This is a genomic window from Nonomuraea sp. NPDC002799 (genome assembly GCF_053592075.1).
In genome coordinates this window covers 221,050-244,615 of the sequence record NZ_JBSFVA010000006.1, presented here as the reverse complement: position 1 = coordinate 244,615, position 23,566 = coordinate 221,050, and the positions used below count along the sequence as shown (strand labels likewise).

General features: G+C 70.8%; 25 protein-coding genes. 11 read left to right on the top strand and 14 right to left on the bottom strand.

Annotation, left to right across the window (positions count from 1 at the left end):
- Window positions 1-28: 28 nt before the first annotated feature.
- The 4 genes from ACWD0F_RS14615 to ACWD0F_RS14600 all read right to left on the bottom strand — a co-directional run bounded on the left by ACWD0F_RS14615 (window position 29) and on the right by ACWD0F_RS14600 (window position 4,854).
- On the bottom strand, window positions 29-2,818 hold the full coding sequence (locus ACWD0F_RS14615) for a TcpE family conjugal transfer membrane protein (protein WP_449875436.1): 2,790 nt from the start codon (window positions 2,816-2,818) through the stop codon (window positions 29-31).
- Between the two features lie 54 nt (window positions 2,819-2,872).
- A complete protein-coding gene (locus ACWD0F_RS14610; RefSeq protein WP_223167281.1) occupies window positions 2,873-3,118 on the bottom strand; it encodes a hypothetical protein in 246 nt (81 codons plus the stop codon).
- A gap of 80 nt (window positions 3,119-3,198) precedes the next feature.
- Window positions 3,199-3,918: a conjugal transfer protein gene (locus ACWD0F_RS14605; RefSeq protein WP_449875433.1), complete on the bottom strand. Its 720-nt coding sequence runs from the start codon at window positions 3,916-3,918 to the stop codon at window positions 3,199-3,201.
- Window positions 3,919-4,554: 636 nt separating this feature from the next.
- The gene (locus tag ACWD0F_RS14600) at window positions 4,555-4,854 is read right to left on the bottom strand and encodes a hypothetical protein (RefSeq protein ID WP_449875431.1); all 300 of its coding nucleotides are present in this window, start codon (window positions 4,852-4,854) and stop codon (window positions 4,555-4,557) included.
- Window positions 4,855-5,050: 196 nt separating this feature from the next.
- Here ACWD0F_RS14600 and ACWD0F_RS14595 point away from each other — a divergent pair, with 196 nt between their 5' ends.
- Entirely contained in the window at window positions 5,051-5,353 is a 303-nt protein-coding gene (locus tag ACWD0F_RS14595; protein ID WP_449875429.1) for a hypothetical protein, read from the top strand.
- Here ACWD0F_RS14595 and ychF read toward each other — a convergent pair.
- On the bottom strand, window positions 5,343-6,419 hold the full coding sequence (ychF, locus tag ACWD0F_RS14590; protein WP_449875427.1) for a redox-regulated ATPase YchF: 1,077 nt from the start codon (window positions 6,417-6,419) through the stop codon (window positions 5,343-5,345). The genes ACWD0F_RS14595 and ychF overlap by 11 nt on opposite strands.
- A 103-nt stretch (window positions 6,420-6,522) precedes the next feature.
- Between ychF and ACWD0F_RS14585 the strand changes: the two genes are divergently transcribed.
- Window positions 6,523-7,791: a DNA recombination protein RmuC gene (locus ACWD0F_RS14585; protein ID WP_449875425.1), complete on the top strand. Its 1,269-nt coding sequence runs from the start codon at window positions 6,523-6,525 to the stop codon at window positions 7,789-7,791.
- Window positions 7,792-7,806: 15 nt separating this feature from the next.
- The gene (locus ACWD0F_RS14580; RefSeq protein ID WP_449875423.1) at window positions 7,807-8,316 is read left to right on the top strand and encodes a DUF6542 domain-containing protein; all 510 of its coding nucleotides are present in this window, start codon (window positions 7,807-7,809) and stop codon (window positions 8,314-8,316) included.
- Window positions 8,317-8,480: 164 nt separating this feature from the next.
- On the opposite strand, the gene ACWD0F_RS14575 is transcribed toward ACWD0F_RS14580, so the two are convergent.
- A complete protein-coding gene (locus ACWD0F_RS14575; RefSeq protein ID WP_449875421.1) occupies window positions 8,481-9,446 on the bottom strand; it encodes a 4-hydroxy-3-methylbut-2-enyl diphosphate reductase in 966 nt (321 codons plus the stop codon).
- 100 nt (window positions 9,447-9,546) lie between these two features.
- Between ACWD0F_RS14575 and ACWD0F_RS14570 the strand changes: the two genes are divergently transcribed.
- Together ACWD0F_RS14570 and xseA are read left to right on the top strand one after the other, a co-directional pair.
- Window positions 9,547-10,581, top strand: coding sequence for a hypothetical protein (locus ACWD0F_RS14570; RefSeq protein ID WP_449875419.1), 1,035 nt, complete (start codon window positions 9,547-9,549; stop codon window positions 10,579-10,581).
- A 26-nt stretch (window positions 10,582-10,607) separates the two neighbouring features.
- Entirely contained in the window at window positions 10,608-11,831 is a 1,224-nt protein-coding gene (xseA, locus tag ACWD0F_RS14565) for an exodeoxyribonuclease VII large subunit (RefSeq protein WP_449875417.1), read from the top strand.
- An 80-nt stretch (window positions 11,832-11,911) separates the two neighbouring features.
- Here xseA and ACWD0F_RS14560 read toward each other — a convergent pair whose 3' ends face one another.
- Window positions 11,912-12,520, bottom strand: coding sequence for a TetR/AcrR family transcriptional regulator (locus tag ACWD0F_RS14560; RefSeq protein ID WP_449875415.1), 609 nt, complete (start codon window positions 12,518-12,520; stop codon window positions 11,912-11,914).
- Window positions 12,521-12,598: 78 nt separating this feature from the next.
- Between ACWD0F_RS14560 and ACWD0F_RS14555 the strand changes: the two genes are divergently transcribed.
- On the top strand, window positions 12,599-13,021 hold the full coding sequence (locus ACWD0F_RS14555) for a nitroreductase family deazaflavin-dependent oxidoreductase (protein ID WP_449875413.1): 423 nt from the start codon (window positions 12,599-12,601) through the stop codon (window positions 13,019-13,021).
- A 72-nt stretch (window positions 13,022-13,093) separates the two neighbouring features.
- Here the strand turns inward: ACWD0F_RS14555 and ACWD0F_RS14550 are convergent, their stop codons facing one another.
- Genes ACWD0F_RS14550 through ACWD0F_RS14540 form a run of 3 tightly spaced genes read right to left on the bottom strand, consistent with a single transcriptional unit; the run spans window position 13,094 to window position 14,528 of the window.
- The gene (locus tag ACWD0F_RS14550; protein WP_449875411.1) at window positions 13,094-13,366 is read right to left on the bottom strand and encodes an exodeoxyribonuclease VII small subunit; all 273 of its coding nucleotides are present in this window, start codon (window positions 13,364-13,366) and stop codon (window positions 13,094-13,096) included.
- 11 nt (window positions 13,367-13,377) lie between these two features.
- A complete protein-coding gene (locus ACWD0F_RS14545; protein WP_449875409.1) occupies window positions 13,378-13,908 on the bottom strand; it encodes a DUF4245 domain-containing protein in 531 nt (176 codons plus the stop codon).
- 11 nt (window positions 13,909-13,919) lie between these two features.
- Complete coding sequence (locus ACWD0F_RS14540) at window positions 13,920-14,528, bottom strand: TetR/AcrR family transcriptional regulator (protein WP_449875407.1); 609 nt, start codon at window positions 14,526-14,528, stop codon at window positions 13,920-13,922.
- A 235-nt stretch (window positions 14,529-14,763) separates the two neighbouring features.
- Between ACWD0F_RS14540 and glpX the strand changes: the two genes are divergently transcribed.
- Entirely contained in the window at window positions 14,764-15,795 is a 1,032-nt protein-coding gene (glpX, locus tag ACWD0F_RS14535; RefSeq protein WP_449875405.1) for a class II fructose-bisphosphatase, read from the top strand.
- A 60-nt stretch (window positions 15,796-15,855) separates the two neighbouring features.
- On the opposite strand, the gene ACWD0F_RS14530 is transcribed toward glpX, so the two are convergent.
- Window positions 15,856-16,506, bottom strand: a complete 651-nt coding sequence (locus ACWD0F_RS14530; RefSeq protein WP_449875403.1) for a DUF1707 SHOCT-like domain-containing protein — start codon at window positions 16,504-16,506, stop codon at window positions 15,856-15,858.
- Window positions 16,507-16,559: 53 nt separating this feature from the next.
- The gene (locus ACWD0F_RS14525) at window positions 16,560-17,111 is read right to left on the bottom strand and encodes a TetR/AcrR family transcriptional regulator (RefSeq protein ID WP_449875401.1); all 552 of its coding nucleotides are present in this window, start codon (window positions 17,109-17,111) and stop codon (window positions 16,560-16,562) included.
- Between the two features lie 73 nt (window positions 17,112-17,184).
- On the opposite strand from ACWD0F_RS14525, the gene ACWD0F_RS14520 reads away from it, so the two are divergent.
- The 3 genes from ACWD0F_RS14520 (at window position 17,185) to ACWD0F_RS14510 (ending at window position 20,125) form a co-directional block, all read left to right on the top strand.
- The gene (locus ACWD0F_RS14520) at window positions 17,185-17,892 is read left to right on the top strand and encodes an SDR family oxidoreductase (RefSeq protein ID WP_449875399.1); all 708 of its coding nucleotides are present in this window, start codon (window positions 17,185-17,187) and stop codon (window positions 17,890-17,892) included.
- Between the two features lie 231 nt (window positions 17,893-18,123).
- A complete protein-coding gene (locus ACWD0F_RS14515; protein ID WP_449875397.1) occupies window positions 18,124-18,879 on the top strand; it encodes a DUF998 domain-containing protein in 756 nt (251 codons plus the stop codon).
- A 79-nt stretch (window positions 18,880-18,958) separates the two neighbouring features.
- Window positions 18,959-20,125: an MFS transporter gene (locus ACWD0F_RS14510; RefSeq protein ID WP_449875395.1), complete on the top strand. Its 1,167-nt coding sequence runs from the start codon at window positions 18,959-18,961 to the stop codon at window positions 20,123-20,125.
- A 55-nt stretch (window positions 20,126-20,180) separates the two neighbouring features.
- On the opposite strand, the gene ACWD0F_RS14505 is transcribed toward ACWD0F_RS14510, so the two are convergent.
- Together ACWD0F_RS14505 and pdxR are read right to left on the bottom strand one after the other, a co-directional pair.
- Window positions 20,181-21,128 (bottom strand): Gfo/Idh/MocA family protein, encoded by a 948-nt coding sequence (locus ACWD0F_RS14505; protein ID WP_449875393.1) that lies wholly within the window; start codon window positions 21,126-21,128, stop codon window positions 20,181-20,183.
- Window positions 21,129-21,176: 48 nt separating this feature from the next.
- The gene (pdxR, locus tag ACWD0F_RS14500; protein ID WP_449875391.1) at window positions 21,177-22,580 is read right to left on the bottom strand and encodes a MocR-like pyridoxine biosynthesis transcription factor PdxR; all 1,404 of its coding nucleotides are present in this window, start codon (window positions 22,578-22,580) and stop codon (window positions 21,177-21,179) included.
- 68 nt (window positions 22,581-22,648) lie between these two features.
- Here pdxR and ACWD0F_RS14495 point away from each other — a divergent pair, with 68 nt between their 5' ends.
- On the top strand, window positions 22,649-23,521 hold the full coding sequence (locus tag ACWD0F_RS14495; protein WP_449875389.1) for a DMT family transporter: 873 nt from the start codon (window positions 22,649-22,651) through the stop codon (window positions 23,519-23,521).
- Window positions 23,522-23,566: the final 45 nt, after the last annotated feature.

The window sequence follows — 23,566 nt, the reverse complement described above, 5'->3', positions numbered from 1 at the left end:
AACGGGCCAGACCTGCTCGCTTGCTCACTTAGCGCTCACCGATTCTCGTGCCCGGGGGGTCACTCGCCAACTCCTCTTCGCTCGGTCGGACGGTCCGTGCCTGTGCCGCGAAACCCGCGACCACGACGCCGGCGAGGGCGAGATAGGCCCGCCGCCCGGCCGCGCGCAACTGCCCCGGATCGACGACCTCCGCGCCGTCGGGCGCCAGATCGTCCTCCCAGGGGACCCTGACGATGGCCCGGCACCTGCCGCTGGCCACCGACTCCGCCTGCTCGACGTCGGCCATCGAGCGCCTGCTCACGCCGTTGACCACCATGACCGCCCGCCTGCGCAGCTCCGCGCAGCCGTGCCCGTCGAGCCACTCGTACGTCATCGCCACCGCCTCTGACGCCTCCTCACTCGCCGGCACCACCAGCACGAGCTGGTCCGCGTACGGCAGGATCCGCGCGGCCAGCGCGGCGGCCGGGTCGATGACGGCCAGCTTGTAGTGGCGGTCGAGCAGCCTCATGGACTCGCCCAGGCGATGGTCGGAGAAGAACGACCGGTCCGCCAGCCGCTGCTCCGCGCCCGCGTCCGTGTCCGCGCTGATCACCTCCAGCCCCGAGGCCGTGCGGGTGGTGTAGCCACGCATGGTGAGGTACCCACTGACGCGGTCCAGCCCGGACAGCAGCGAGGTGAGAGTTTCGGGCGTCTCCGGCTGGATCTTGCTCGTCAGGGTGCTGCCGCCGCTGTTGGCGTCGACGGCCACGACCCTGTCGTCGCGGTATTGGGCGAAGGTGTGGCCGAGCATGAGGGCGGTGGTGCTCTGACCGGCGCCGCCGGTGCAGCCGAGGACGACGATCCGGCGGCTGCCGCCGAACACGCCCCGCGCCCTGGCCTCGTCGATCTCGGACCCGTCCGTACGGACGCCGCCTCCGCCGACCACCACCTGGGCGATCCGCCGCCAACCGCCGGAGTCCCGGCCGACCACGGACTCGACCCTGCGTACCCGGCCCTCGCCCGGTCTGGGGACGGGCACGGGAGTGACCATCCCACCGGCCTCACCCGGCTCCACCCGGGCACCACCGCCGGCCGCGCCTTGCCGGTCTGGTGTGTCAGTCGCGGCGGGCGACCTGCCGGGCACGTCGCCCGCCGGAGCGGGCGGCTGTGTGCCGGCGTCACCGGGGTCCGCGGTCGTGTTGTGCGCGGCCGGCGCGGCGTCGTGCCGGTCGGCACCCGCAACGCCCTTCCGGCCACCACCGGCGCCCGCCTGTTCGGCGGCATCGACACCCTGCCGCTCAGCACCGGCAGCGTCATGCCGATCGACACCGTCGGCGCCACGCTGATCAGCACCGGACACGCCGTGCCGATCGACCCCGGCCGCGCCACGCCGGTCGGCACCGGAGGCGCCGTGGCGATCGTTGCCGGCGGCGCCGCGCCGGTCGGGGCGCGCGGCCTCGTGGCGGTCGGTGCTGGAGGCGCTGGCCCGGGGCAGGGGCTTGCCGTCCGGGTTGATCGGCGGCCAGACCCGTTGTGTGCCGGACAGCACCAGCGCGGGACCCAGCCTCGGCGGCTGCCCCTTCCGGTGCTGATTCCTGGCGACCTCGTCCTCCCGCCGCGGACCTTCCGCTTCCGCGCCCGTCGTGGAGTCCGCGGGCATGTCGTCTCGCGCGTCAGCGGGCCCGTCGGCACTGGCCGCGAGCCTCCTCAGCCGCCGCAGCGCCTCGGTGTCGATCGGCTTGCCGGCGGCGGCCCTGCGACCCTCCGCCGCCCTGATCGGCACGACCGTGCCCCGCCCGGCCTCCGCCTCACCGGCCGCCTCACGCTCATCCGCGACCCCACCGGCCGCCTCGCGCTCACGCTTGACCCCACCGGCCGCCTCGCGTTCACCCTCCGGCGCCGGTACGTCCTGCGCCCACCTGGCGACCTCGCGGTCTCGCACCCGTCCGGCATCCTTCCGGCCGGGCTGCTCCCCCGCCTCGCGACCCGGCGCCACGGCCGCGGCTCCCCGGCCCGGCATCTCGGCGGGCTCATGGGTGGCGGATTCCGCAGCAGCGGGCACACGGGCGCTTCCCGCTCGTGCGGCACCACCCGCTCGTGGCGTGGCGGCTTGTGGCGTGCTCTGCTCGTGCGCGACGGGCTCAGCAGGCTCTGTCGGCGGCGTGCGGGTCAGAGGCGCTCCCGGCGCACCCGTACGCCGTCCTGAGCCGCCTGAGGGCGTCTCCTCGCGCTGCACAGGCCCACCCCCGGCTACGGGGGCTCCTTGGCGGACCTGAGCCCTGAGAGCGGGCGCAGCGCCGCGGCGGGTGCCCCAGCGCGCGGGCGCCGGCTCGGCGACGGGAGCCTGCGCTGCGGCTGCCGCGGCGGCGGCCACGGCGGGGCGCACCTGCCGGGGCCCGGCGATCCGCTGGCCCTCGCGACGTCGTTGCGGCTCGCGGCTCTTGCGCGGGGCCTTCGACTTGGCCCGGGCAGGAGTGGTGCGCCAGACACGGCCGGAGAACGTGATCGTCTCGGACTCGGCCGTCGGCGAGAGGCGATACCAGGCTCTCGGCTGACCCAGGTAACGAAGATGTGACTCCAGTAGCTCGGTGAGCCGCTTGCCCTCGATGACGGGGCGGGTCGACAGCCACGTCACGATGCCCGGCGGCACCAGGAACAGCACGTGCCACGGCATCTCCACCGGCACGCCCACCAGGACCAGCAGGAGTGACCACGGCACGAACACCCCGACGAAGACGCCGATCCAGACGATGGGCAGCGGCATCGGCAGTCGTAGGTCGTACAGCTTGTAGAGCCGTTTCTCGATGCGCCAGATGTTCGTATACGTGGGCAGGTCCACGCGGTCCTCCTCTCCACCCGCTCGTACATCACCGCCACGCGACGGTCTCAACCCTTACTTGATGCCCAGTGCGCCCGCGATCGCCTTCGCCGTCACCTCGATGATGTTGGGAACGTAGAAGATCACTCCGATGGCCACGGCCAGGATCAGGAACTGCACGAATCGCGTGATCTCCCGGGTGAAGAGGAAGAAGAGCGCGACCACGGAGACGACAACGAGGAACAACGGGGCGAAGAAGGCTCGCAGGAAGTCCGCGAGTCCTCCGGTGTCAATCCCGGTGGACGTCGGTGTCGGCGTCATTTCGATCAAGGTGAGCACTACGGTCTTCAAGGTCACTGTTTGTCCTCCCGGGGGGTCCGATCAGCAGCGCGGCCGCGCGTCTATCCAACGACCCGGCCGGCGCCGCGGATGTCAGCGACGAACCACTTGTCGCCCTGCTTCTCGACGGTCAGGCGATAGGCCTGTTCCAGTTTTCCCCCCACCGCCGCCGGATCGGTGGCGTTGGGAGTGGGCGGGGCGTCGCCGTTGGGCACGGACCACACCACGACCGCCTGGATCTCTCGAGTGGTACCCCCCACAGGCACCACGACATCTTTCAGCTCCGAAAAGGTGAAGGCGTCGCCGAAACTCGGCAGGCTCTTGCCGGCGGCGACGTAGCGCTGGAGGCCGGAGGCGTTGCCGGACGCGTAATCCTGGAAGAACCCCTTCAGCTGGGACTTGAGCTCGGCGGCCGCCACGTCGTCGGTCTCGGGTCCGGCCACCTGGGGCAGCTCGGCCGGCGCCGGGGCGGGCAGCACCGCGGGACGGCCCGCCACGGCGAACCTCCCGCCGGCGTCGTCGCCGGAGTAGTAGATCGGCACCGACAACATCAGCCTGCGCGGGCCGGACTGGAAGGCCACGCTGATCACCGCGTTGTGCGCGTCGGCCGCCTGAAGGTCGTACGGCTGGATGGCGACCGCCGCCAGTTGGCCGTAGCCGTCCCAGCCCCACTGCGGGTCGGTGTCGTCGGGCAGGAAGGCGGCCAGCTTGCGTGACCTGCTGGCCGCGTCCTGCGGGTTGAAGTTGAGATAGACCCCGGCGAACTGGGCGGCGAAAGCCATGCCCCGCTCAGTCGGGAATCCGCTGTTCACCTGCGCGACACTGTTGGGCACAACCGCATCTTGCTGGGTAAACCGCTCAAATGGCGCACGAACCCCATTCACCACGATAACCAGAATAAGCGCCCAGAGAATGATGCGGCCGGTCCACACCAGCCACCGTCCGCCGCCGCCCGACCAGCCACCGCGCCGGGGCCTGCGAGGCGGCGGCGCGTCGAAGTCCGCTGTGTCGAAGCGTGCGGAAAGCTCGGGCTCGCCAGTGATCCGAGGATCGTGCTGGACGGTAGACCTACGAGCCATCACGCCTCCGCTCGCGCCGATCCCCCCGGCCGGCGCGGTGTCGTCCGTTGCCGATCCCGATCCCCATCATCCGCGGTGAAGTAGTCACCCTATCCGGTCTCCGCCATTCTTCTAGGAAAGCCACGCCCATGCTGCGGCATGACGGTTCCCCACGGCAAACCGGGGGCGCATGACTGGCGACAGTGCCGATTCTTGTCATTGCCCGTTGGAATACCCTTTTGACCAGGACAAACGCCTAAAATCGCATAGCGTGGCGGCCACGGATTCCTGTCCAAAATAGGCATGGACTCCCCCGTGACCTGCGCATTCGGCATGGGTCGCGCGCGGCGGCGGGTCTCGTCAGGCGGGCTCCGGATCCTGGACGGTGCGCGCCTTGCGGCGGCTGTGCAGATCCACGACCGTCGGCTCCACCGCGCGCTCCAGGGACCCGCGCAGATCGGCCAGCATGTCGGCGGGCTCTCTCGACCCCATGCGCGTCGTCATCTCGTCGCGCTCGTCGACCTTCCTGCGGAGGTACGCCTCGCGGTTGACGCGCAGGCCGTACATGAGCTCGACCCTGATCAGAGCCAGCTCCTCCTCCAGGCTGATGCCCGTGAGCGTGGGCGCCGGGCGTCGTTTCCGGATGATGCGGCGGATCATGAGGGGCCTCCCGAGTCAGCGTGAACGCCGTGACGATTCGACGCGCGGGGGCCCAAAGTGGTTGACGCATCAGTTGTCCCGGCATCAGACGTCCGACCGATTCCGGGGCCTGCGGCGCTTCGAGCGGGCTAAGCCCCCGTCCACCATCGGTAACCTAGCGTAACCATAGTTGGCTCTATGTGATGGGATCTATGACATGCGACAACTAGCGTCGGCCGCCCTGCTCACCGCCTGGACGCTCGCCGGCACCCAGCCGGCCGCCGCCGCGCCCGCCGTCCCCGCCGCCGTCCCCGCCGCCGCCGTCCCCGCCTGGGTCACCGACGACGAATGCACCGAAGACGGCGGGAAGGTCGTCCCGGTGGGCAACGGGAAGGCGATCTGCGAGGGCGGCACGTGGGACAGCAAGCTGATCCACTTCACTCATGCTCCGGCTCGACCCGCCGGCCAGGCGCCCGCCACGTCGTTGTTCGGCGGACTGATAGAGCAGCTCACACGTTGAAGCGGAACTCGACCACGTCGCCGTCGCGCATGACGTAGTCCTTGCCCTCGATGCGGGCCTTGCCCACCGAGCGCGCCTTGGCGATGGAGCCGATCTCGACCAGCTCCTCGAAGGAGACGACCTCGGCCTTGATGAAGCCGCGCTGGAAGTCGGTGTGGATCACGCCGGCCGCCTCGGGCGCGGTGGCGCCCTTGGGGATCGTCCAGGCCCTGGTCTCCTTCGGCCCGGCCGTCAGGTAGGTCTGCAGGCCGAGCGTCTCGAAACCGACCCTGGCGAGCTGACGCAGGCCCGACTCCTCCTGGCCGACCGACTGCAGCAGCTCCAGCGCCTCCTCCTCGTCGAGCTCGACGAGCTCGGACTCGATCTTGGCGTCGAGGAAGACGGCCTCGGCGGGGGCGACCAGCGCGGAGAGCTGCTCCCTGAGCGCGGTGTCGGTCAGCTCGTCGGAGTCGAGGTTGAAGACGTACAGGAACGGCTTGGCCGTCAGCAGGTGCAGCTCGCGCAGCCCCTCGCGGTCGAGGCCGCTCTCGAAGACCGTCTTGCCGGTCTCCAGGACGGCCAGGGCGGCCTCCGCGGCCTCCAGGGTGGCCTTCTTGTCCTTGTTGTTGCGCGCCTCCTTCTGCAGGCGCGGCACGGCCTTCTCGACCGTCTGCAGGTCGGCCATGATCAACTCGGTGTTGATGGTCTCGATGTCGCGCTTGGGCGAGATCTCGCCGTCCACGTGCGTGACGTCGGGGTCGTTGAAGACCCGGATCACCTGGCAGATCGCGTCGGTGTCGCGGATGTTGGCGAGGAACTGGTTGCCCCGGCCCTGTCCCTCCGACGCCCCCTTGACCAGGCCGGCGATGTCGACGAACTCGACCTTGGCGGGCAGGATGCGGGCCGAGTCGAAGATCTCGGCCAGCTTGGGCAGGCGGTCGTCCGGCACGCCGACGATGCCCACGTTGGGCTCGATGGTGGCGAACGGGTAATTCGCCGCGAGCGCGTTGCCCGTCTTGGTCAGCGCGTTGAAAAGCGTGGACTTACCGACGTTGGGCAGGCCGACGATGCCAATGGAGAGACTCACGGACAGTGAGTTTACTTGCTGAGGACGTCCGGACCGGTCACGGTGTGGGCCCCAGGCGGCGAACCCAGGCGTGTCGGAGAGAAAGCGCGCCCGGTGTCCTGCAATGATCGATGGAGTGGACGTCGTCTCGCTTCTCATCGGTCTCGCCATCGGGCTGCTCATCGGGTTCCTGGTGGCCAGGACCCGGGCGGCGGTGCGGGTGGCCGAGTCCGACGCCAGGGCCAGATCGGCCGCCGAGAAGCTGGTCTACGTCGAAGGGCAGCTCACCGAGCGCTTCCAGGCGCTGTCCACCCGCGCGCTCGACGTCAACAACGTGCGTTTCCTGGAGCTGGCCGAGACCAGGCTGGCGGCCAGCCGCGCGGAGGCCACCGGAGATCTCGACCAGCGCAGACAGGCCGTCGAGCACCTGGTGGAGCCGCTGAAGGACGCGCTGACGCGGGTCGAGACGCAACTACGCGACACCGAGTCGGGCCAGCGCGCGGCGCGGGCGGAGCTGGCCCAGCAGATGGACTTCGTCCGGCAGAGCCACCAGGAGCTCCGCGCCCAGACCACCGCCCTCGTCCGGGCCCTGCAACGGCCGGAGGCGCGCGGCCGGTGGGGCGAGCTGCAACTGCGCAGGGTCGCCGAGATCGCCGGCATGCAGCGTCACTGCGACTTCGACGAGCAGGTCACCGAGGGCGCCATGCGCCCCGACATGGTGGTGCGGCTGGCCGGCGGCAAGAACATCGTGGTCGACTCCAAGGTCTCGCTGGCGGCCTACCTGGAGGCCGCGGAGGCGTCCGACGAGTCGCTGGCCACGGTCCGGCTCGACGCGCACGCCAGGCACGTGCGCGAGCACGTCGACCGGCTCGCGGCCAAGGCCTACTGGCAGGGGTTCAACCCGTCGCCGGAGTTCGTGGTGCTGTTCATCCCCGGTGAGGCGTTCCTGGCGCCGGCCCTCGAACGCGATCCGGGCATGCTGGAGTACGCCATGACGCGGCGGGTGCACATCGCCACGCCGACGACGCTGATCACGATGTTGCGCACCGCGCACTACGCCTGGCAGCAGGCCGCGCTGAGCGAGAACGCGCAGGCCGTGTTCGAGCTGGGCAAGGAGCTGTACGAGCGGCTGTCGTCCCTGGGCCGGAACGTCGAGTCGCTGGGCAAGGCGCTGACGCGGTCGGTGGAGGCGTACAACAAGTCGGTCGGATCGCTCGAAAGCCGCGTTCTGGTCACCGCACGCAAACTTAACGATCTGGGTGTTGTCGACGGCGAGCTCGACGCGCCGGAGATGCTCGAAACGCTGCCCAGGCCCCTGGCCTCGCCTGAACTCCTCGAAACCACATCTCTCATTTCGCACGCGAACGGTAAGTTGGCCAACGGGTCACAGTAAACGGGGGGTTGGTCAGTGGGTGAGAAAGGCAGGCGCTCGGCCGTCAGGCTGACCGCTCGCGGCGCCATCGCGCTCGCCCTGGTGGCCACCCTGGCCGGCTACGTGCTGACGGCCCTGCTCGACGTCCAGCTCGTCGTGGGGGCCGCCTTCGTGCTCTCCAGCCTGCTCGGCGCGCTCCTGGTCAACCGGCGCGAGCTGCTGTCGCTGGTGGTGACGCCGCCGCTGGTGTTCTTCTGCGCCACGCTCTTCGTGGAGCTCGGGCGGGCGTTCGGCTCGGTGTCGATCGTGCAGTCACTGGCGCTGGGGCTCTACACGTCGCTGACGCAGGGGGCACCGTGGTTGTTCGCGGGCTCGGCCATCGTGCTGGGGGTGGCGTGGCGGCGCGGGCTGCGCGACAACGTACGCGAGCTCCGGATGGAGCTGAAGGCGGGCGCGGAGGTGCCGCGCCCGCGCCAGCCGTTCGCGCCCGAGCCCGAGGGCTACTTCGAGCCCAAGGTCTACGGCACCCCGCGCAGCGAGGACTGACCCGCCCGCAGGTGCTCGCGCAGCCCGTGGGGCGGGCACTGACCCGCCCGCAACTTCTTGCGCAGCCCGTAGGGCGGGGACTGACCCGCCCGCAACTTCTTGCGCAGCCCGTAGGGCGCGGACTAAACCACCCGCAGGTTCTTGCGCAGCCCGTAGGGCGCGGACTAAACCACCCGCAGGTTCTTGCGCAGCTCGTGGGGCAGGGCGAAGCGCATGCTCTCCTGCACCGACTCGACCTCCGTCACGTCGCCGAACCCGTGTCCGGCCAGCCGCGCCAGCACCTCCTCGACGAGCTCCTCCGGGACCGACGCGCCGCTGGTCAAGCCCACCGTGGTGACGCCCTCCAGCCACTCGTCCTGGATGTGGTCGGCGCTGTCGACCAGGTAGGAGGCCTGGGCGCCGTAGTCCTTGGCGACCTCGACCAGCCGCTTGGAGTTGGAGGAGTTCTCGGAGCCGACCACGATGACGAGCTGGGACTCGGCGGCGATCTCCTTGACCGCCACCTGCCGGTTCTGGGTGGCGTAGCAGATGTCGTCGCTCGGCGGGTCGATCAGCGTGGGAAAACGTTCCTTGAGCCGGGCGACCGTCTCGGTGGTCTCGTCGACCGAGAGCGTGGTCTGCGACAACCACACCAGCTTGCCCGAGTCCTTCACCACCACCTTGTCGACCGAGTCGAGCCCGTCGACGAGCTGGATGTGCTCGGGCGCCTCACCGGAGGTGCCCTCGACCTCCTCATGGCCTTCATGGCCGATCAGGAGGATGTCGTAGTCTTGACCGGCGAACCTCTTCGCCTCATTGTGCACCTTGGTGACCAGCGGGCAGGTAGCGTCGATCGTGCGCAACCCGCGCTGACGGGCCTCGTCGTGGACGGCGGGAGAGACTCCGTGGGCGGAGAACACCACGATCTCCCCCTCGGGCACCTCCTCGGTCTCCTCGACGAAGATGGCGCCCCTGGCTTCGAGTGTCTTGACGACGTGCGTGTTGTGGACGATCTGCTTTCGTACGTAGATCGGCGCACCGTACTGCTCCAGAGCCTTCTCGACCGCTACCACGGCTCGATCGACTCCGGCACAGTAGCCCCGTGGCTTGGCTACGAGGACTCGGCGGGAAGTGGGGGTCTGGGGCTCCATACTTTCTATGCTACGTGGAGCGGCCGTCAGGCCCGCGCGTGCGTGGTAGCCCGCGGTTTGCCAGACTGGCCGTCCAATACTGACCTCCCAGGGAGACGTCATGTCCCTTAGCGACGTGATACGCAACATCGCTAAAACTGTTACCAACAAGGACGAGATGAAGGAGAAGGCCAAAGACCTTCCGCTCTTCGTCATCCAGACCACGCTCAACGCCGCAGGACAGGCGCTGCTCGTCGTGGACCGGGTGAAGAACTCGATCAAGGGGATGGGCACCAAGGAGGAGCGCGAAGAGGACTACGATTCGCGGCCCTCGGCCGCCGATCAGGTGGCCGTCCCGCCGGCTGCGGAGAAGAAGGACGAGGAGGAGAAGCCCGCTCGCAAGGAGCCGGTGATCTTCGCTCCGCGCCCCGGTACGGCCGAGCCTAACGGCGTCGCCAAGTCCAAGCCGGACCCGGTCATCTTCACTCCCGCGAGCAAGACCGACTCGGCGACCGCCGCCACCACCACCACCGAGCCTGAAGCCCCGGCCGCAGTCGAGCCGGAGACCAAGCCCGCCGCGCAGAAGCCCGCCACGGCCGGACCTTCCGCCGCCGAGCCCACCGTCGTCGAGCCGAAGGCCACTCAGCCGGTCGCCGCTGAGCCGGTCGTGGCCGAGTCGAAGGCCGCTGAGCCGGTCGTCGCCGAGCCGGTCGTGGTTGAGCCGGAGGCCACCGCTGAGCCGAAGGCCGTACCGAAGGCGGCGCCGAAGGCCAGGGCCAAGGCCGCGCCCAAGAAGACCGCCAAGGCCACAGCCGAGCCCGTCGTCGCCGAGAAGCCCGTCGCCGCCCCCAAGGCCGACGAGCCCGCGGTCGCGAAGGAGCCCGTCGCCGCCCCCGAGCCCGAGCCCGCCCCCGAGCCCGTGAAGGCGCCCGAGCCCAAGGCAGCGCCCGAGCCGGTCGCGAGCACCCCCGTGAACCTGATCGAGCCGCTCCCCGGCTACTCCCAGCTCACGGTCGCCTCCCTGCGCGCCAGGATGCGGGGCAAGACCGCCGAGCAGATCACGGACTTCCTCGCCTACGAGCGGACGACGACGGACCGGGCGGAGGTCATCCGCATGTTCGAGAACCGCCTGGCCAAGCTGCAGGCGGGGGAATAGTCACACCGAGCCCGTAGTCTTCCGCCATGACCGAGAAGACCACGCCCGAGTCTCCCCTGCCGATCCGCACGGTCCTGCAGATGGTGGGCGGCTGGATCGGCAGACTCGGCACGATCTGGGTCGAAGGCCAGATCACGGATCTGAGCGCTCGTGGCGGCACGGTGTTCCTGACCCTGCGCGACCCGGTCGCCAACGTGTCAGCCAGGGTCACCGCCCCGCGTGGCGTCTATGAGGCGGCCGTGCCCCGGCCGGCCGACGGCGCCAGGGTCGTGGTGCACGTCAAGCCGGACTTCTGGGTCAACAGGGGCTCGTTCGCCTTCACCGCGATGGAGATCCGCCCCGTGGGCGTGGGCGAGCTGCTGGCCCGTCTGGAGCGGCTCAGGCAACTGCTGGCCACCGAGGGGCTGTTCAACGCGGACCGTAAGCGGCGGCTGCCGTTCCTCCCCGGCACGGTCGGGCTCATCTGCGGCCGTGACTCAGCGGCCGAGCGCGACGTGCTGGAAAACTCCCGCAGGCGCTGGCCCGCCGTGCGGTTCAAGGTGGAGGCGGTGGCCGTCCAGGGGCCCTACGCGGTGGGCGAGGTGACCGAGGCGCTGCGCAAGCTCGACGCCGACGGCGACGTCGACGTGATCGTCATCGCCCGGGGCGGCGGCTCCCTGGAGGATCTGCTGCCGTTCTCCGACGAGACGCTCGTGCGCTCCGTGGCCGCCTGCCGCACTCCCGTGGTGAGCGCGATCGGCCACGAGCAGGACAGCCCGCTGCTCGACCTGGTGGCCGACGTGCGGGCGTCCACGCCCACCGACGCCGCCAAGAAGATCGTGCCCGACGTCGGCGAGCAGCTCACGCTGGTCCGCCAGCTCCGCGACCGGGGCCGCAGGGTGGTGAGCGGCTGGCTCGACCGGGAGATGTCCTGGCTGACGTCGGTCCGGTCCCGCCCTTCGCTGGCCGATCCGGTGCGCGAGCTGGAGCGCCGGGCCGAGCAGGTCGAGGCGCTGCGCGACCGGACCAGGCGGTCGTTGTCGGGCTCACTCGACCGGGCCACCGACGACCTCACCCACCTGCGCGCGCGCCTGGTCGCCCTGTCCCCCGCGGCCACCCTGGAGCGCGGCTACGCCATCGTCCAGCACCCGTCCGGCGACGTGGTGCGGCTGGCCAAGGACGTCGCCCCCGGCGCCGAGCTGACGATCCGCCTCAGCGACGACCGCCTCGGCGTCCGCGTGGAGGGCGCGGCCGAAACGGCGGGCGCGTAGCGGAATCGGCCTCTACGTTCAGGCTGCCGTGGAGGGCCCGGCCGAAAACGGCGGGCGCGTAGCGAAGTCGGGCTCCGCGTTCAGGCTGCGGACGTGATGACGCCCGCGGCGAGGTGGGCCAAGCCGGACTTGATGTCGTCGACCGTCATGCCGCGCTGTTCCCGCTGGAAGGCGATCAGGCAGGCGTTGACCGGTGCGAGGAGGGCGTCGGCCAGATACGCGGCGTCCGCCCGCGGGCAGGCCTGCGCGAGCAGTGTGGCGAGGTGGATGTGATGCACCTTGTACGGCCCGTTGTACTTGTCGCCCTTCCCGCCCTTCTCCAGCAGCAGGAACAGCCCCTGCTGCGCCACGATGCGATCGACCAGCGCGTACAGGAACGCCGTGATCCGGTCGGCCGCCGGGGCCCCCGGACCGAGTGGCGGCGGCCCGCCGAAGAAGCCGGCCTGGAACTGCCGCTCCCGCTCGTCGATCAACGCGTAGATCAGCCCGGCCCGGTCGCCGAAGCGCCGGTAGACGGTGCCCACGCCGACACCCGCCGCGCGGGCCACCTCGTCCAGCGAAAGGTCGTCGGCGCCGTGCTCGGCGATCATTCTGGCGGCGACCTCGATGATCTTCTGCCGGTTTCGCGCGGCATCGGCCCGTTCCTGCTGAGGCTGCCCGATGACGGGCAGAAGAGGACGTCCGCGCACGTGTGGAGCATACAGCTTGCAAACGGAGAGCCCTCCGATTAGTCTCCGAAGCGGAGATTCCTCCGATTAGAGGAGCTGATGATGCCCAACGACTTCAACCAGCAGATCATCGAGGAGTTCCGCGCCAACGAGGGCCGCGTCGGCGGCATGTTCGAGGGCTCACCGCTGGTGCTGCTCACCACCACCGGAGCCAGGAGCGGCAAGCAGACGACGTCGCCGGTCATGTACGTGCCGGACGGCGACCGCTACGTCGTCATCGCCTCCAACGGCGGCGCGGACCACCACCCGGCGTGGTATCACAACCTGCGCGCCACCCCCGAGGCGACGGCCGAGGTCGGGACGGAGGCGTTCGTGGTGCAGGCGGAGTTCGTGGAGGGCGAGGAGCGCGACCAGCTCTACGCCCGGATGGTGGCGCAGGCGCCCGGCTTCGCGGAGTACGCGGCCAAGACCAGCCGGCGTATCCCCGTGATCGCCCTCAACCGCACGACCGCCGCCGCCTGAGCCGCAGCGCCGCCCGGCCCTTGAGAACGCTCGACGGGCTGGAACGCCGGCGGGATGACCCTTGCCGGGCGGTCAGAAGGGCGCGTCGTCGGACTGCCCCGCAGTGGGGTCGGAACGGCGCGCCATGGCCGCCGCGAGCTTGACCCTCGCCCCCTGCAGCCACTCCTCGCAGACGGCCGCCAGCTTCTCCCCCCGCTCCCAGAGCTCGATCGACTGCTCGAGCGTGAGCCCACCCGTCTCCAGGCGGCGCACCACCTCGGTCAGCTCCTCGCGGGCGTGCTCGTACGAGGGCGTCTTGTCGTCTGCTGCTGCCACGGTGACCACCCTAGACGTGGTGACCGACATCCGGGGACCGGCTAGCCCTGGGCGCGTTGCTGGAGGAGCCCGGCCAGCTCGGCCAGCTCAGGCCAGTCGGCCGTGCCGGTGACGACCAGGGTGGTCTCCGGCAGGACGCGGATCAGCGAGCGCTGCTTCTTGTCCTCGCGGAAGCGCTGCTCCCAGGCGACCCCGCCGATCTGCCGCGTGCCGGCGGGCGTGGCGGTGTTGGCCATGCGGCTGGCGAAGGCGGCCGCCGGCTGCTCGTTGCTCTGCACGAACATCGCGTGCTCGCGCTTGGCCGTGGCATACCCGAGGTAGAGGGCCTGCGCGCCGTTCTCGCCCTTGGCGATCCTGTTGCTGTTGGGCACCCAGCCCGCCGGGTCCTTCTGCGGCGCCCACACGCCGTAGGGCACCGCGTGGCCGAAGTTGGCGACGGTGATGGAGTATTCGAGTCGCGGGATGTGCTCCTCCCGGCTCTGCGGGGTGATGAGCAGGAAGAGCCCAGCCCCCGCGAGGCAGACGAAGAGGGCTACCGCGTAGCCGTAGAAACCTTGGGTGAACCGTCGCACACTTGGCGAGGTTACCCGCTGGAGGAGGCGGTCGCCGAAGTGACCGGGCGGATCCGGCCGATGATGGCGAGGACTTCCTCGGCCAGGGCGCGGTCACCCGTACGGACGACCTCGGACTGGCCCGCGGCCAGCGCGCCGGTGATCACCACGACGAGTGCCCCCTCGTCCTCGAAGAGCGCCGCGTTGCGCTGCGCCCATTTGCGCAGCCGGTCGCGCATGACCACCTCGAACCCGGGCGGCCCGTCACCCCGCAGGAACAGCGCGGCGAGCTCGCGCTCCTCCAGGCAGCCGTCGAGGTAGGCGCGGGCGGCGCTGATGAACACCCGCATCGGGTCGCTCTCGCCGGCCCCGCGAGCCAGCCGCGCGGCCTTCTTGGTGCGCTGCGTCTGCCTGGCCTGGAAGTCCTCGAACAGCGTGAGGTAGAGGTCGGCCTTGCCGGCGAAGTGGTGGTAGAGGCTGCCCACGCTGGCGTCGGCCCTGGCCACCACGTCGGTCACGCCCGCGTCGGCGAAACCCTTGGAGACGAAGACCTCCCTCGCCGCCGCGAGAAGCGAACTCCGGGTGGCGGCGCCACGCTCGGACGTGCGCGGCTGGGTCACCACGGGGTCCACATCGCTCATTCGGTTCTCCTCCACGGCGGGGGCAGCCATGCTCCATGGTGGAGGCAAGATCCGTGTTGCGCACACCGTATGGCGCAAAATCCCGTTCTCCGGTTTGCAGGGCAACCATGTCGAAGCTTACAAGTGCCGCCTTCGTCCGGCCCGTACCGAGGCCCGCCGCAGATTATCCCCCTCCGACCGGGAATAGGAGGGCAACTACGATCGACATAGTTACCCCACGAGGAGGCCACTCATCATGTCGGACACGTCGGTCCCGCCGGCACTCGCCACGGGCGAGCACGCCCCCGATCGCAACCTGGCCATGGAGCTCGTCCGCGTCACGGAGGCGGCGGCCATGGCGGCGGCCCGCTGGGTCGGCCGCGGCGACAAGAACGGCGCCGACGGCGCGGCGGTGAACGCCATGCGCCAGCTCATCAACACCGTCTCCATGAACGGCGTGGTGGTCATCGGCGAGGGCGAGAAGGACCACGCGCCCATGCTGTTCAACGGCGAGCAGGTCGGCGACGGCAGCGGCGCCGACTGCGACGTGGCCGTCGACCCCATCGACGGCACCAGGCTGGCCGCGCTGGGCATGCCCGACGCGGTCTCGGTGATCGCGGTGAGCGAGCGCGGCTCGATGTACGACCCGTCGGCCGTGTTCTACATGGAGAAGCTGGTGACGGGCCCCGAGGCGGCCGATGCGGTGGACATCGAGGCCCCCGTGGCCGCGAACATCCAGGCGGTGGCCAAGGCCAAGCACTGCTCGCCGCACGACGTGACGGTGGTCGTGCTGGACCGGCCCCGGCACGAGCGGCTGGTCCAGGAAATCAGGGAGACGGGCGCGCGCATCAAGTTCATCACCGACGGCGACGTGGCCGGCGCGATCATGGCCGCGCGTTCGGGCACCGGCATCGACCTGATGCTGGGCATCGGCGGCACGCCGGAGGGCATCGTGGCCGCGTGCGCGCTCAAGTGCCTGGGCGGCGTGATCCAGGGCAAACTCTGGCCGCGCGACGACGCCGAGCGCCGTAAGGCTCTCGACGCGGGTCACGACCTCGGCCAGGTGCTCACGACGAACGATCTCGTCCGCTCCGACGACGTGTTCTTCGCCGCTTCCGGCATCACGCACGGGGAGCTCATGCAGGGTGTACGGTTCCGCTCCGGCTCGGCGGTGACCGAGTCACTGGTGATGCGCGGCCGTTCCGGCACCATCCGCAAGATCGAGAGTGAGCACCAGCTCTGGAAGTTGCGGGCGTACAGCGCGATCAACTTCGACAGCGCCGGATAAGCGCGCCGGACATTTCGACAGCGCCGGAAAAGTGCGCCGGACGTCCAGGGGCCGCTCGCGTCAGCGGCGGCGCTTGCGGCGGGGCGGCTCCTTGACCTTGACCTCGCCGGCGAAGTTGGTGGTGCGGACCTCGACTACGGGCCCGCCGGGCTCGGTCGGCTGCTTGGTGAGGCGGACGGTCTTGTCCTTGGCGACCCTGACGACTTCGAGGCCCTCCGGCACGTGGATCTCCAGGCCGCCGAAGACGAGCGTGGCGTTGATGATGATCTGCCGGTTCTGCAGGATGGCGTCGCGGAAGTCCAGCTTGGTGGTGCCGAACATGGCGGTGACCTCCAGCTCGGCCGGCACGACCCAGCGCCCGCCCCGCTGCGTCTTCTTGAAGATGGCCGACACCGGCCGGCCGTCGAGGTTGAGCGGTTGCTCGTCGGCGGGCAGCAGGTCGGTGGTGAGCCCGGCCAGGTCGCCGAGCGTACGGGCGGAGTAGAGCACGCCGAGCCGCTCCTCCAGCTCGTCGAGGGCGAGCCGGCCGTCGGCGTGCGCGTCCTGGAGGACCTGGGCGACCCGCTCGCGATCGGCGTCGGACGCGCGGAGCTCGTGCGGCTGCGGCACGTCTCCCGACGCCGGCGGACGGCGCGCGGAGACGAACTCCTCGGCCAGCCGCTCTCCGACCTGCTGCAGCTTCGGCAACCACGATCCCGCGCGTTCGTTCACACTTCTGACGATATCTGGCGCTCGCCGGATTCGCTCGTGCCAGATGACTCCCATCAACCGATACGTGCGAGAAGCGCGGTGATGTCCTCGGCCAGTTCCGCGTTCACCTCGGCGTGGCGGTTCAGCAGGCGGTACCACATCACCCCGAAGATGAGGTCGGCGGCGAGCTCCAGGTCCACGTCGGCGGGCACGGCGCCGCGGGCCAGCACGGCGCGCAGGGAGCTGCGTCGCGGCTCGATGATTTTCGCGCGCAGCGCGGCGGCCAGCTCGGGATCGGACTGCGCGTCGGCCATCAGCCCCATGACGACCTGCCCGGCCACCCCCTGCGCCAGCTCGAAGGTCTGCTCCAGGAACGCCACGAGATCGGCCTGCGCGTCCCCGCTGTCCGGCGTCGGCGGCAGGTCCCTGACCATGACCCCGGTCATGCCCTCCATCAGGACCTGCGCCTTGGTCTGCCACCAGCGGTAGACGGTCTGCCTGCCGGTGCCGGCCTCCTCGGCGATGCCCTTCATGGTGACGCCCTGATAACCGTCGCGGGCGCACAGATCGAGCGCGGCCTGGAGGATCGCCTGCCTGGCCACCTCGCTGCGGGGTCTGCCGGTCATGCCGCTCACTTTACAAGACATTGTGCCTCGTTTATATTCGAGGCACAATGTCTCGTATTGGAGGAACGCAGAGATGCGAGTTGTGATCGTGGGCGGCACGTCGGGCATCGGTCTGGCCACCGCCAAGAAGCTGGCCGAAGGCGGCGCGGAGGTCTTCGTCACCGGGCGTTCCGAGGAGCGCCTGCGGGCGGCGTTGAAGCAGCTCGGCGACCAGGCGACCGGCCAGGCAGTCGACGCGCGCGACACCGAGGCGATGCGGGCGGCGTTCGAGGGCCTCGGGACGATCGACCATCTGATCGTCACCGTGACCGGCCGCGGCGGCGCGGGACCTCTGAGCGGGCACACCCGCGAGGGGATCGCCGCCGCGACGGAGGGCAAGCTGATCCCCCACCTGCTGAACGCGCAGGCCGCGCTCGGGGTGCTGAGCCCGCAGGGCTCGATCACCTTCGTGACGGCGGCGTCGGCGGGCGCGGCCTACCCCGGCACGTCCCTGCTGGCGGCGGTGAACGGCGCGATCGAGGCCACGGTGCCCGGACTGGCGGTGGAGCTGGCGCCCATCCGGGTCAACGCGGTCTCCCCCGGCGTGATCGACACCGAATGGTGGTCGGTGCTGGGCGGCGAGGCGCGGTCCGCCTTCCTCGAAGGCACCGCGGCGGGGCTGCCGGGCGGGCGCGTCGGCACGCCGGACGACGTGGCGGCCACGATCGCGTTCGTGGTGGGCAACGCGTTCGTGACCGGCACGGTGCTGACCGTGGACGGCGGGGGCCGGTTGAAGGCGTGAGGCCAGTCCTGATCACCGGGGCGGTTGATGGTGTGAGGACGATCCTGATCACCGGGGCCGGTTGAAGGTGCGGGGACGATCCTGATCACCGAGAGCCGTGACGACGTGCCTGTCACCGGGGTCCGCGAGCTGAGCGGCGGCCTCATCCGGCGCGCACTGCCGTGAAATACGGCTGTTCCCGGAATCTGCCGCCGCTTTCCGCCGTTGATCCCGGCAAAGGGAGGGGTGCGCGTGCATCAACCGGCGCGATGGGGTCTTGCCGCGGCAGGCACGGGCGTGGCGTTGATCGTGGGCCTGGAGGTGGCGAGTCTCGACGACATGAACATGTTCAGGCGGACCATCAGCGAGCACGGCCTCCGTCCTGAGGGCTGGATCTTCGCGCTCGGGGTGGGCCTGCTGGCGGCCGGATCGGCGGCCATCGGAGTGTCGCTGGCGCGCAGGCGGCTGGCCGGGATCTTCGGCACCATCGCGCTCATGGGCTGGAGCGCGGGGCTGTTCGTGACGGCCTGGTTCGACAAGCACGACTGGTCGGTGGGGCCCAGCATGAGCGGGAGCCTGCACCGGGCGGGCAGTTTCGTGGCCTTCCTCTGCTTGCCGCTGGCGGCCGTGATCATCGCCAGGCCGTGGCGGCAGGGCGAGCGGTCGCGGGCCACGGTGCTGGCGTTCGGGTTCGGGATCTGCTCGGTGGTGTGGGTGGCGGGCATCGGCGCGGCGATGCTGATCGGCGCGGGCAACGGGCTGGCGTGGTGGCGGGTGATGCCGCTCGGGCTGGTGGAGCGGGGCCTCGCGGTCACCGAGGTGGCGGCGCTGCTCGCCCTGGGCGTCTGGGCCGCGGCCGGACAACTCGGCGGGCCGGAGCCGGTGCGGCTCGGCGAGCCAGGACAGGCGCGGCTCGATGGGCCTGAGCCGGTGCGGCTCGATGGGACGGGACCGGTGCGGCTCGATGGGGCGGGGACGGTTGAGCCGGTCGTGGAAGAGGTCCGGTAGCAGCGTCTGGCGCTGTGGCGCGGCGAGCCGCTAACCTGACCCAGCCTCACGTTTGATACCCCCCGATCAGGAGGCCGTCGTGCCGTCCCCGCGTGATCGCCGTGCCCGCCTCGCCACGTACGTCGTCTACGCCGTGCAGGGCCTGTCCTTCGCGTCCCTGCTCATCCAGGTCGCGAACCTCCAGGCCAAGCACGGGCTGGACGAGGGCACACTGACGTTGTTGCTGCTGATCGTCCCCGTGTTCGCGGGCGTCGGGAGCGTGGCCGCCGGCTCGTTCGCGGCCAGGCTGGGCAGCAAGCTCCTGCTGCGTGTCGCCCAGCCGGTGGTGGCCGTCGCCGTGGTGCTCGCCGGGCTCGCGCCCAGCGTGCCGACGCTGGTGCCGGTGCTGCTGGTCTTCGGCGTCGCCGTCGGCGCCGTGGACGCGGGCATGAACATGCAGGGCGTGGCCGTCGAGCGCCGGTACGGCATCCCGGTGCTGAACGGGTTCCACTGCGTGTGGAGCGTGTTCAGCATGGTGGGCGCGCTGTGGGCGGCGGGCGCCGCCGACCTGCCACTGCCGGTCATCATGGGCATCCCGATGGTGTTCGCGGTGCTCGGCTCGCTCGCCATGGGGCGCGACCTGTGCACGCCCGAGGAGGAGAAGGTCGAGCTCACCGCCGCGACCGCTCCGACCGGCAGGCTCCCGTGGCGCCCGATCATGCCGCTCTGCCTGGCCATGGGCTTCCTGTACATCGGCGACGCCGCCGTCTCCAACTTCAACACCGTCTTCATGAAGGACGTGCTCGCCGCGGGACCGAAGGTCATCCCGCTGGCCTACGTCGCCTACCAGGCCACCACGCTGGCCGTCCGCCTCGCCGGCGACTTCGCCGTCCGCCGGTACGGTCCCGCCGCCATCGTCCGGATCGGCGGCGTGATCGCCACGCTGGGATTCCTGGGCGTGGTCCTGGCCCCGAACCAGCCGCTGGCCATCGTCGCGTTCGGGCTGACCGGGGTGGGGCTGTCGGTGGTGGCGCCGCAGTCGTTCTCGGCGGCGGGCCGGCTGGACCCGGCGGGCACCGGCGTGGCCATCGCCCGGGTGAACCTCTTCAACTACGTCGGCTTCATCGTGGGCGCGGCCCTGGTGGGCGGGATCGCGGACGCCGCGGACATGCGGGTGGCGTTCGTGGCGCCGCTCGTACTGGCCGCCGTGATCATCGCCCTGGCGCCGGGCTTCCAGCCCAAAGAGGCACCCACCACCGCGGCCTGATCAGTCCGGGAGAAGACGTCCGGGAGAAGACAGCGGCGCCGATCGACGGCCGCCCTCACGGCCGTACCTCCGCGACCTCGACCGGCCGGCGCTCGCGCAGTGACAGGTCCGCGGCCTCGGCCACGTAGAGCGCCTCCAGCGCGTCCTCGATCGTGCACGGGCTCGGGTCGCCGGTCACGAAGGCGCCCGTCAGGAAGGCGTCGATCTCGCCGCGGTAGGCGTTCTCGAAGCGGGTGACGAAGTCCGGCCAGGGATCGGCCGGCCCGCCGTCGTCCGTGTGCAGGGGCGCGCGCGGGCCGAGGCCCGCCACCTGGGTGCGCCGGGTGCCGGCCAGCTCCATGCGCACGTCGTACCCGCCGCCGTTGTAGCGGGAGCCCTGCAGGGTGGCCAGCGTGCCGTCGTCCAGGGTGAGCAGCGCGGCGCTGTTGTCCACGTCGCCCGCCTCCGCGAAGAAGGCCGCGCCGCGGTTGGCCCCCGTCGCGTAGACCGAGACCACCTCCCGGCCGGTCGCCCAGCGCAGGATGTCGAAGTCGTGGATGTGGCAGTCGCGGAAGACGCCGCCGGAGGTGGCGATGTAGGCGGCGGGCGGAGGCGCCGGGTCGGCGGTGACCAGGTGGACGCGGTGCAACTCGCCCAGCTCACCGCGGCGCAGCGCGCCGGCCGCGGCCAGGTAGCCCGGGTCGAACCTGCGCTGGAACCCGATCTGCACCCGGCTGCCCGCGCTCGCCTCCAGCACCTTGACGGTCTCGGCCACCGTGCCCGCGACGGGCTTCTCGCAGAAGACGGGCAGGCCGCGCTCGCAGGCCTTGACGATGAGCTCGGCGTGGGTGCCGGTCGGGGTGGCGATCACCACGGCGTCCGACGCGAACGGGTCTCCTGGCCGGCCGTGCGGCGACGTGCGTACGGGGTCGGCCACGATCAGCTCGTCCACCAGCGGATGCGCGGCCAGGGTGGCGGCGTGGAAGGCTCCGATCCGGCCCAGGCCCAGTAGTCCGACACGCATGGCGTCCCCCTCAGGGTGATGATTTCTTTCTAAGCGAGGATTTCTCCCTCAGTCAACATTTTGTCCTGACATTCTGACCTTTAAGCCTCGGACGATCTCAGCCGCCTTGTGCTCCGGCAACCGCGCGAACCCCACGACCACGGCCGGCGGCCCCAGCGACCCGCGCATCTGCCCCACCGGCTCGATGGACAGCCCGAGCTCCTGCCCGAGCCGCACCACCCGCGCCTCGTCCCAGTCCTCCGGCAACTCCAGGTACACGTGCAGCCCCGCGTCGATGCCCCGCACCCGGATCTCGGGCAGCTCCTCGGCCAGCGCCCTGACCAGGGCGTCCCTGCGGACGCGGTATTCCCTGCGCATCCGGCGCAGGTGTTTGTCGTAGCCGCCGGTCCGCAGGAAGTGGGCCAGCGCGTACTGCTCGATGACCGGCGAGCCCAGGTCCAGCTCGCCCCGCGCCCGGCGTACCGCCTCGGCCATCTCGGCCGGCGCGGCCACCCAGCCCAGCCGCAACCCGGGGGCGAGCGCCTTGCTCACGCTGCCCGAGAGGATCACCCGGTCGGGCGCCAGGCCCTGGAGGCAGCCGACGGGATCGCGGTCGAAGCGGAACTCGGCGTCGTAGTCGTCCTCCAGGATCACCCGGTTGCCCGCGTAGACCCACGCCATCAGGGCCGCCCGGCGGGACGGCGAGAGCACCACACCCGTCGGGTACTGGTGGGCGGGCGTGACCAGCACCGCGTCGCCGCTCAGTTTCCGCACGTCCAGGCCCTCCTCGTCCACGGGGACCGGCACCAGGTGCGCGCCGGCCCGCCGCAGCAGCGGAATCTGGCGATGGCTGGTCGGATCCTCCACCGCCAGCCTGAGCGGGCGCTGCTGGGTCAGGACGTGCAGCACGAGGCTCAGCCCCTGGGCCACGCCGCCCACGATGACGAGGTTCTCCGGGCGCACGTCCGCCGCCCGCACCCTGCGCAGGTAGCCGGCCAGCTCTTCGCGCAGCTCAGGCACGCCGCCAGGGTCCCCGTAATCGAAGGCGTCCGAAGGTACGGTGGTCAGGACGTGCCTGACGGCTGCGAGCCAGCGTTCGCGCGGGAAGTGGCTGAGGTCTGGGGAGGTGGGGCGATGTCCGTAGAACGGCGCGCACACGGGGGGGTCGGGACGCACCGGCCTGGGGCGCGCGGGCGCCTGCGGCTGCCGGGGCACGGCCCGGGCGGCCGTCTTGGGCGTCACCTGAGTGCCCACGCCCACCTTGGAGACCAGGAAGCCTTCGGCGACGAGCTGCTCGTACGCCTCCACCACCACGCCCCTCGACACCTGGAGATCGGTGGCCAGGTCGCGGGTGGCGGGCAGGCGGGTGCCCGGGGTGAGCCGGCCGCAGCGGATGGAGTCGCGCAGCTCGGCGGCGATCTGCCCGGCGATTCCCCCCTTATCTCGATTTATCCCTATGTGGAGGTCGGCCATATTGGTCCTGTCTTTCGCCGGGACATTGGACTGTTTTCGAGAACCATTGTCTCTCTAGCATCCTTCGCATGAGAAACGGAATCGTCGGCGCCGCCTCGGCCATGTTCCTGGTCGGGACCCTGGCCGGGGTCTCGGGACTGATCGCCGACTACCCCCTATACGGCGGCCAGGCTGTGCGGTATCTCGTGGGAGCGGTCATTCTGCTTGTCATAACGAGACTGCTCGGCCTGCGGTTCGTGCGGCTGTCCCGGCGCGAGGTCCTGTGCCTCCTCGGGCTCACGCTGCTGGGGCTCGTGTTCTTCAACGTCTGCGTGATCGAGTCCGCCCGCGCCTCCGGCCCCGCCCTGGTCGGCACCGTGCTCGGCACCGTGCCACTGGCCCTCGCCCTGGCCGGCGGCCGCCCCGCGCCCCGCCTGATCATCGGTGCGACCGTGGTGGTCGCCGGGGCGACGCTCGCCACCGGGCTCGGCAGCGGCACCCTCGAAAGCCTCCTGTGGGCCCTCGGCGCGCTCGTCGGCGAGGTGTGCTTCTCCATGCTGGCCATCCCCTTGTTGCCGAAGCTGGGGGCGATCCGGGTGTCGGCCTACTCCACGACGCTGGCCGTCCCCCTGCTCGCCCTGATCGGATTCGCCGACAAGGGCGCCGGGATGCTCCGCGTGCCGACGACCGCCGAGCTCCTCGGCTTCGCCTACCTGGCGATCGTGGTGACGGTGGTGGCGTTCTTCCTCTGGTACACCTCGCTGCCCAAGCTGGGCCCCGGCCTCGCGGGGCTGTTCGCGGGGCTCATCCCGGTGGGGGCGATCGTCACGGGGGCGGTGCTCGGGATCGCGATGCCGACGGCGTACGACCTGCTGGGCGCCGGGCTCGTGATCGCCGGCATCCTGCTCGGCCTCACCGCCCAGCGCTCCCAGGCGCCCGCCGTCGCCCCCAACGAAGCCTGAACTTGCCCCCGGAATGCGCTCCACGACGGAGGGACTAACCTCTTC

Excerpts from the sequence above, each read along its gene's own strand:
- ACWD0F_RS14525 (WP_449875401.1), bottom strand. The coding sequence starts at position 17,111 with ATGACCGGCAGACCCCGCAGCGAGGTGGCCAGGCAGGCGATCCTCCAG.
- ACWD0F_RS14540 (WP_449875407.1), bottom strand. The coding sequence starts at position 14,528 with ATGAGCGATGTGGACCCCGTGGTGACCCAGCCGCGCACGTCCGAGCGT.
- ACWD0F_RS14505 (WP_449875393.1), bottom strand. The coding sequence starts at position 21,128 with ATGCGTGTCGGACTACTGGGCCTGGGCCGGATCGGAGCCTTCCACGCC.
- ACWD0F_RS14550 (WP_449875411.1), bottom strand. The coding sequence starts at position 13,366 with ATGTCGGTCACCACGTCTAGGGTGGTCACCGTGGCAGCAGCAGACGAC.
- ACWD0F_RS14585 (WP_449875425.1), top strand. The coding sequence starts at position 6,523 with ATGATCGATGGAGTGGACGTCGTCTCGCTTCTCATCGGTCTCGCCATC.
- ACWD0F_RS14520 (WP_449875399.1), top strand. The coding sequence starts at position 17,185 with ATGCGAGTTGTGATCGTGGGCGGCACGTCGGGCATCGGTCTGGCCACC.
- ACWD0F_RS14570 (WP_449875419.1), top strand. The coding sequence starts at position 9,547 with ATGTCCCTTAGCGACGTGATACGCAACATCGCTAAAACTGTTACCAAC.
- ACWD0F_RS14575 (WP_449875421.1), bottom strand. The coding sequence starts at position 9,446 with ATGGAGCCCCAGACCCCCACTTCCCGCCGAGTCCTCGTAGCCAAGCCA.
- ACWD0F_RS14600 (WP_449875431.1), bottom strand. The coding sequence starts at position 4,854 with ATGATCCGCCGCATCATCCGGAAACGACGCCCGGCGCCCACGCTCACG.
- ACWD0F_RS14595 (WP_449875429.1), top strand. The coding sequence starts at position 5,051 with ATGCGACAACTAGCGTCGGCCGCCCTGCTCACCGCCTGGACGCTCGCC.
- pdxR (WP_449875391.1), bottom strand. The coding sequence starts at position 22,580 with ATGGCCGACCTCCACATAGGGATAAATCGAGATAAGGGGGGAATCGCC.
- xseA (WP_449875417.1), top strand. The coding sequence starts at position 10,608 with ATGACCGAGAAGACCACGCCCGAGTCTCCCCTGCCGATCCGCACGGTC.
- ACWD0F_RS14610 (WP_223167281.1), bottom strand. The coding sequence starts at position 3,118 with ATGACGCCGACACCGACGTCCACCGGGATTGACACCGGAGGACTCGCG.
- ACWD0F_RS14555 (WP_449875413.1), top strand. The coding sequence starts at position 12,599 with ATGATGCCCAACGACTTCAACCAGCAGATCATCGAGGAGTTCCGCGCC.
- glpX (WP_449875405.1), top strand. The coding sequence starts at position 14,764 with ATGTCGGACACGTCGGTCCCGCCGGCACTCGCCACGGGCGAGCACGCC.
- ACWD0F_RS14495 (WP_449875389.1), top strand. The coding sequence starts at position 22,649 with ATGAGAAACGGAATCGTCGGCGCCGCCTCGGCCATGTTCCTGGTCGGG.
- ACWD0F_RS14605 (WP_449875433.1), bottom strand. The coding sequence starts at position 3,918 with ATGGCTTTCGCCGCCCAGTTCGCCGGGGTCTATCTCAACTTCAACCCG.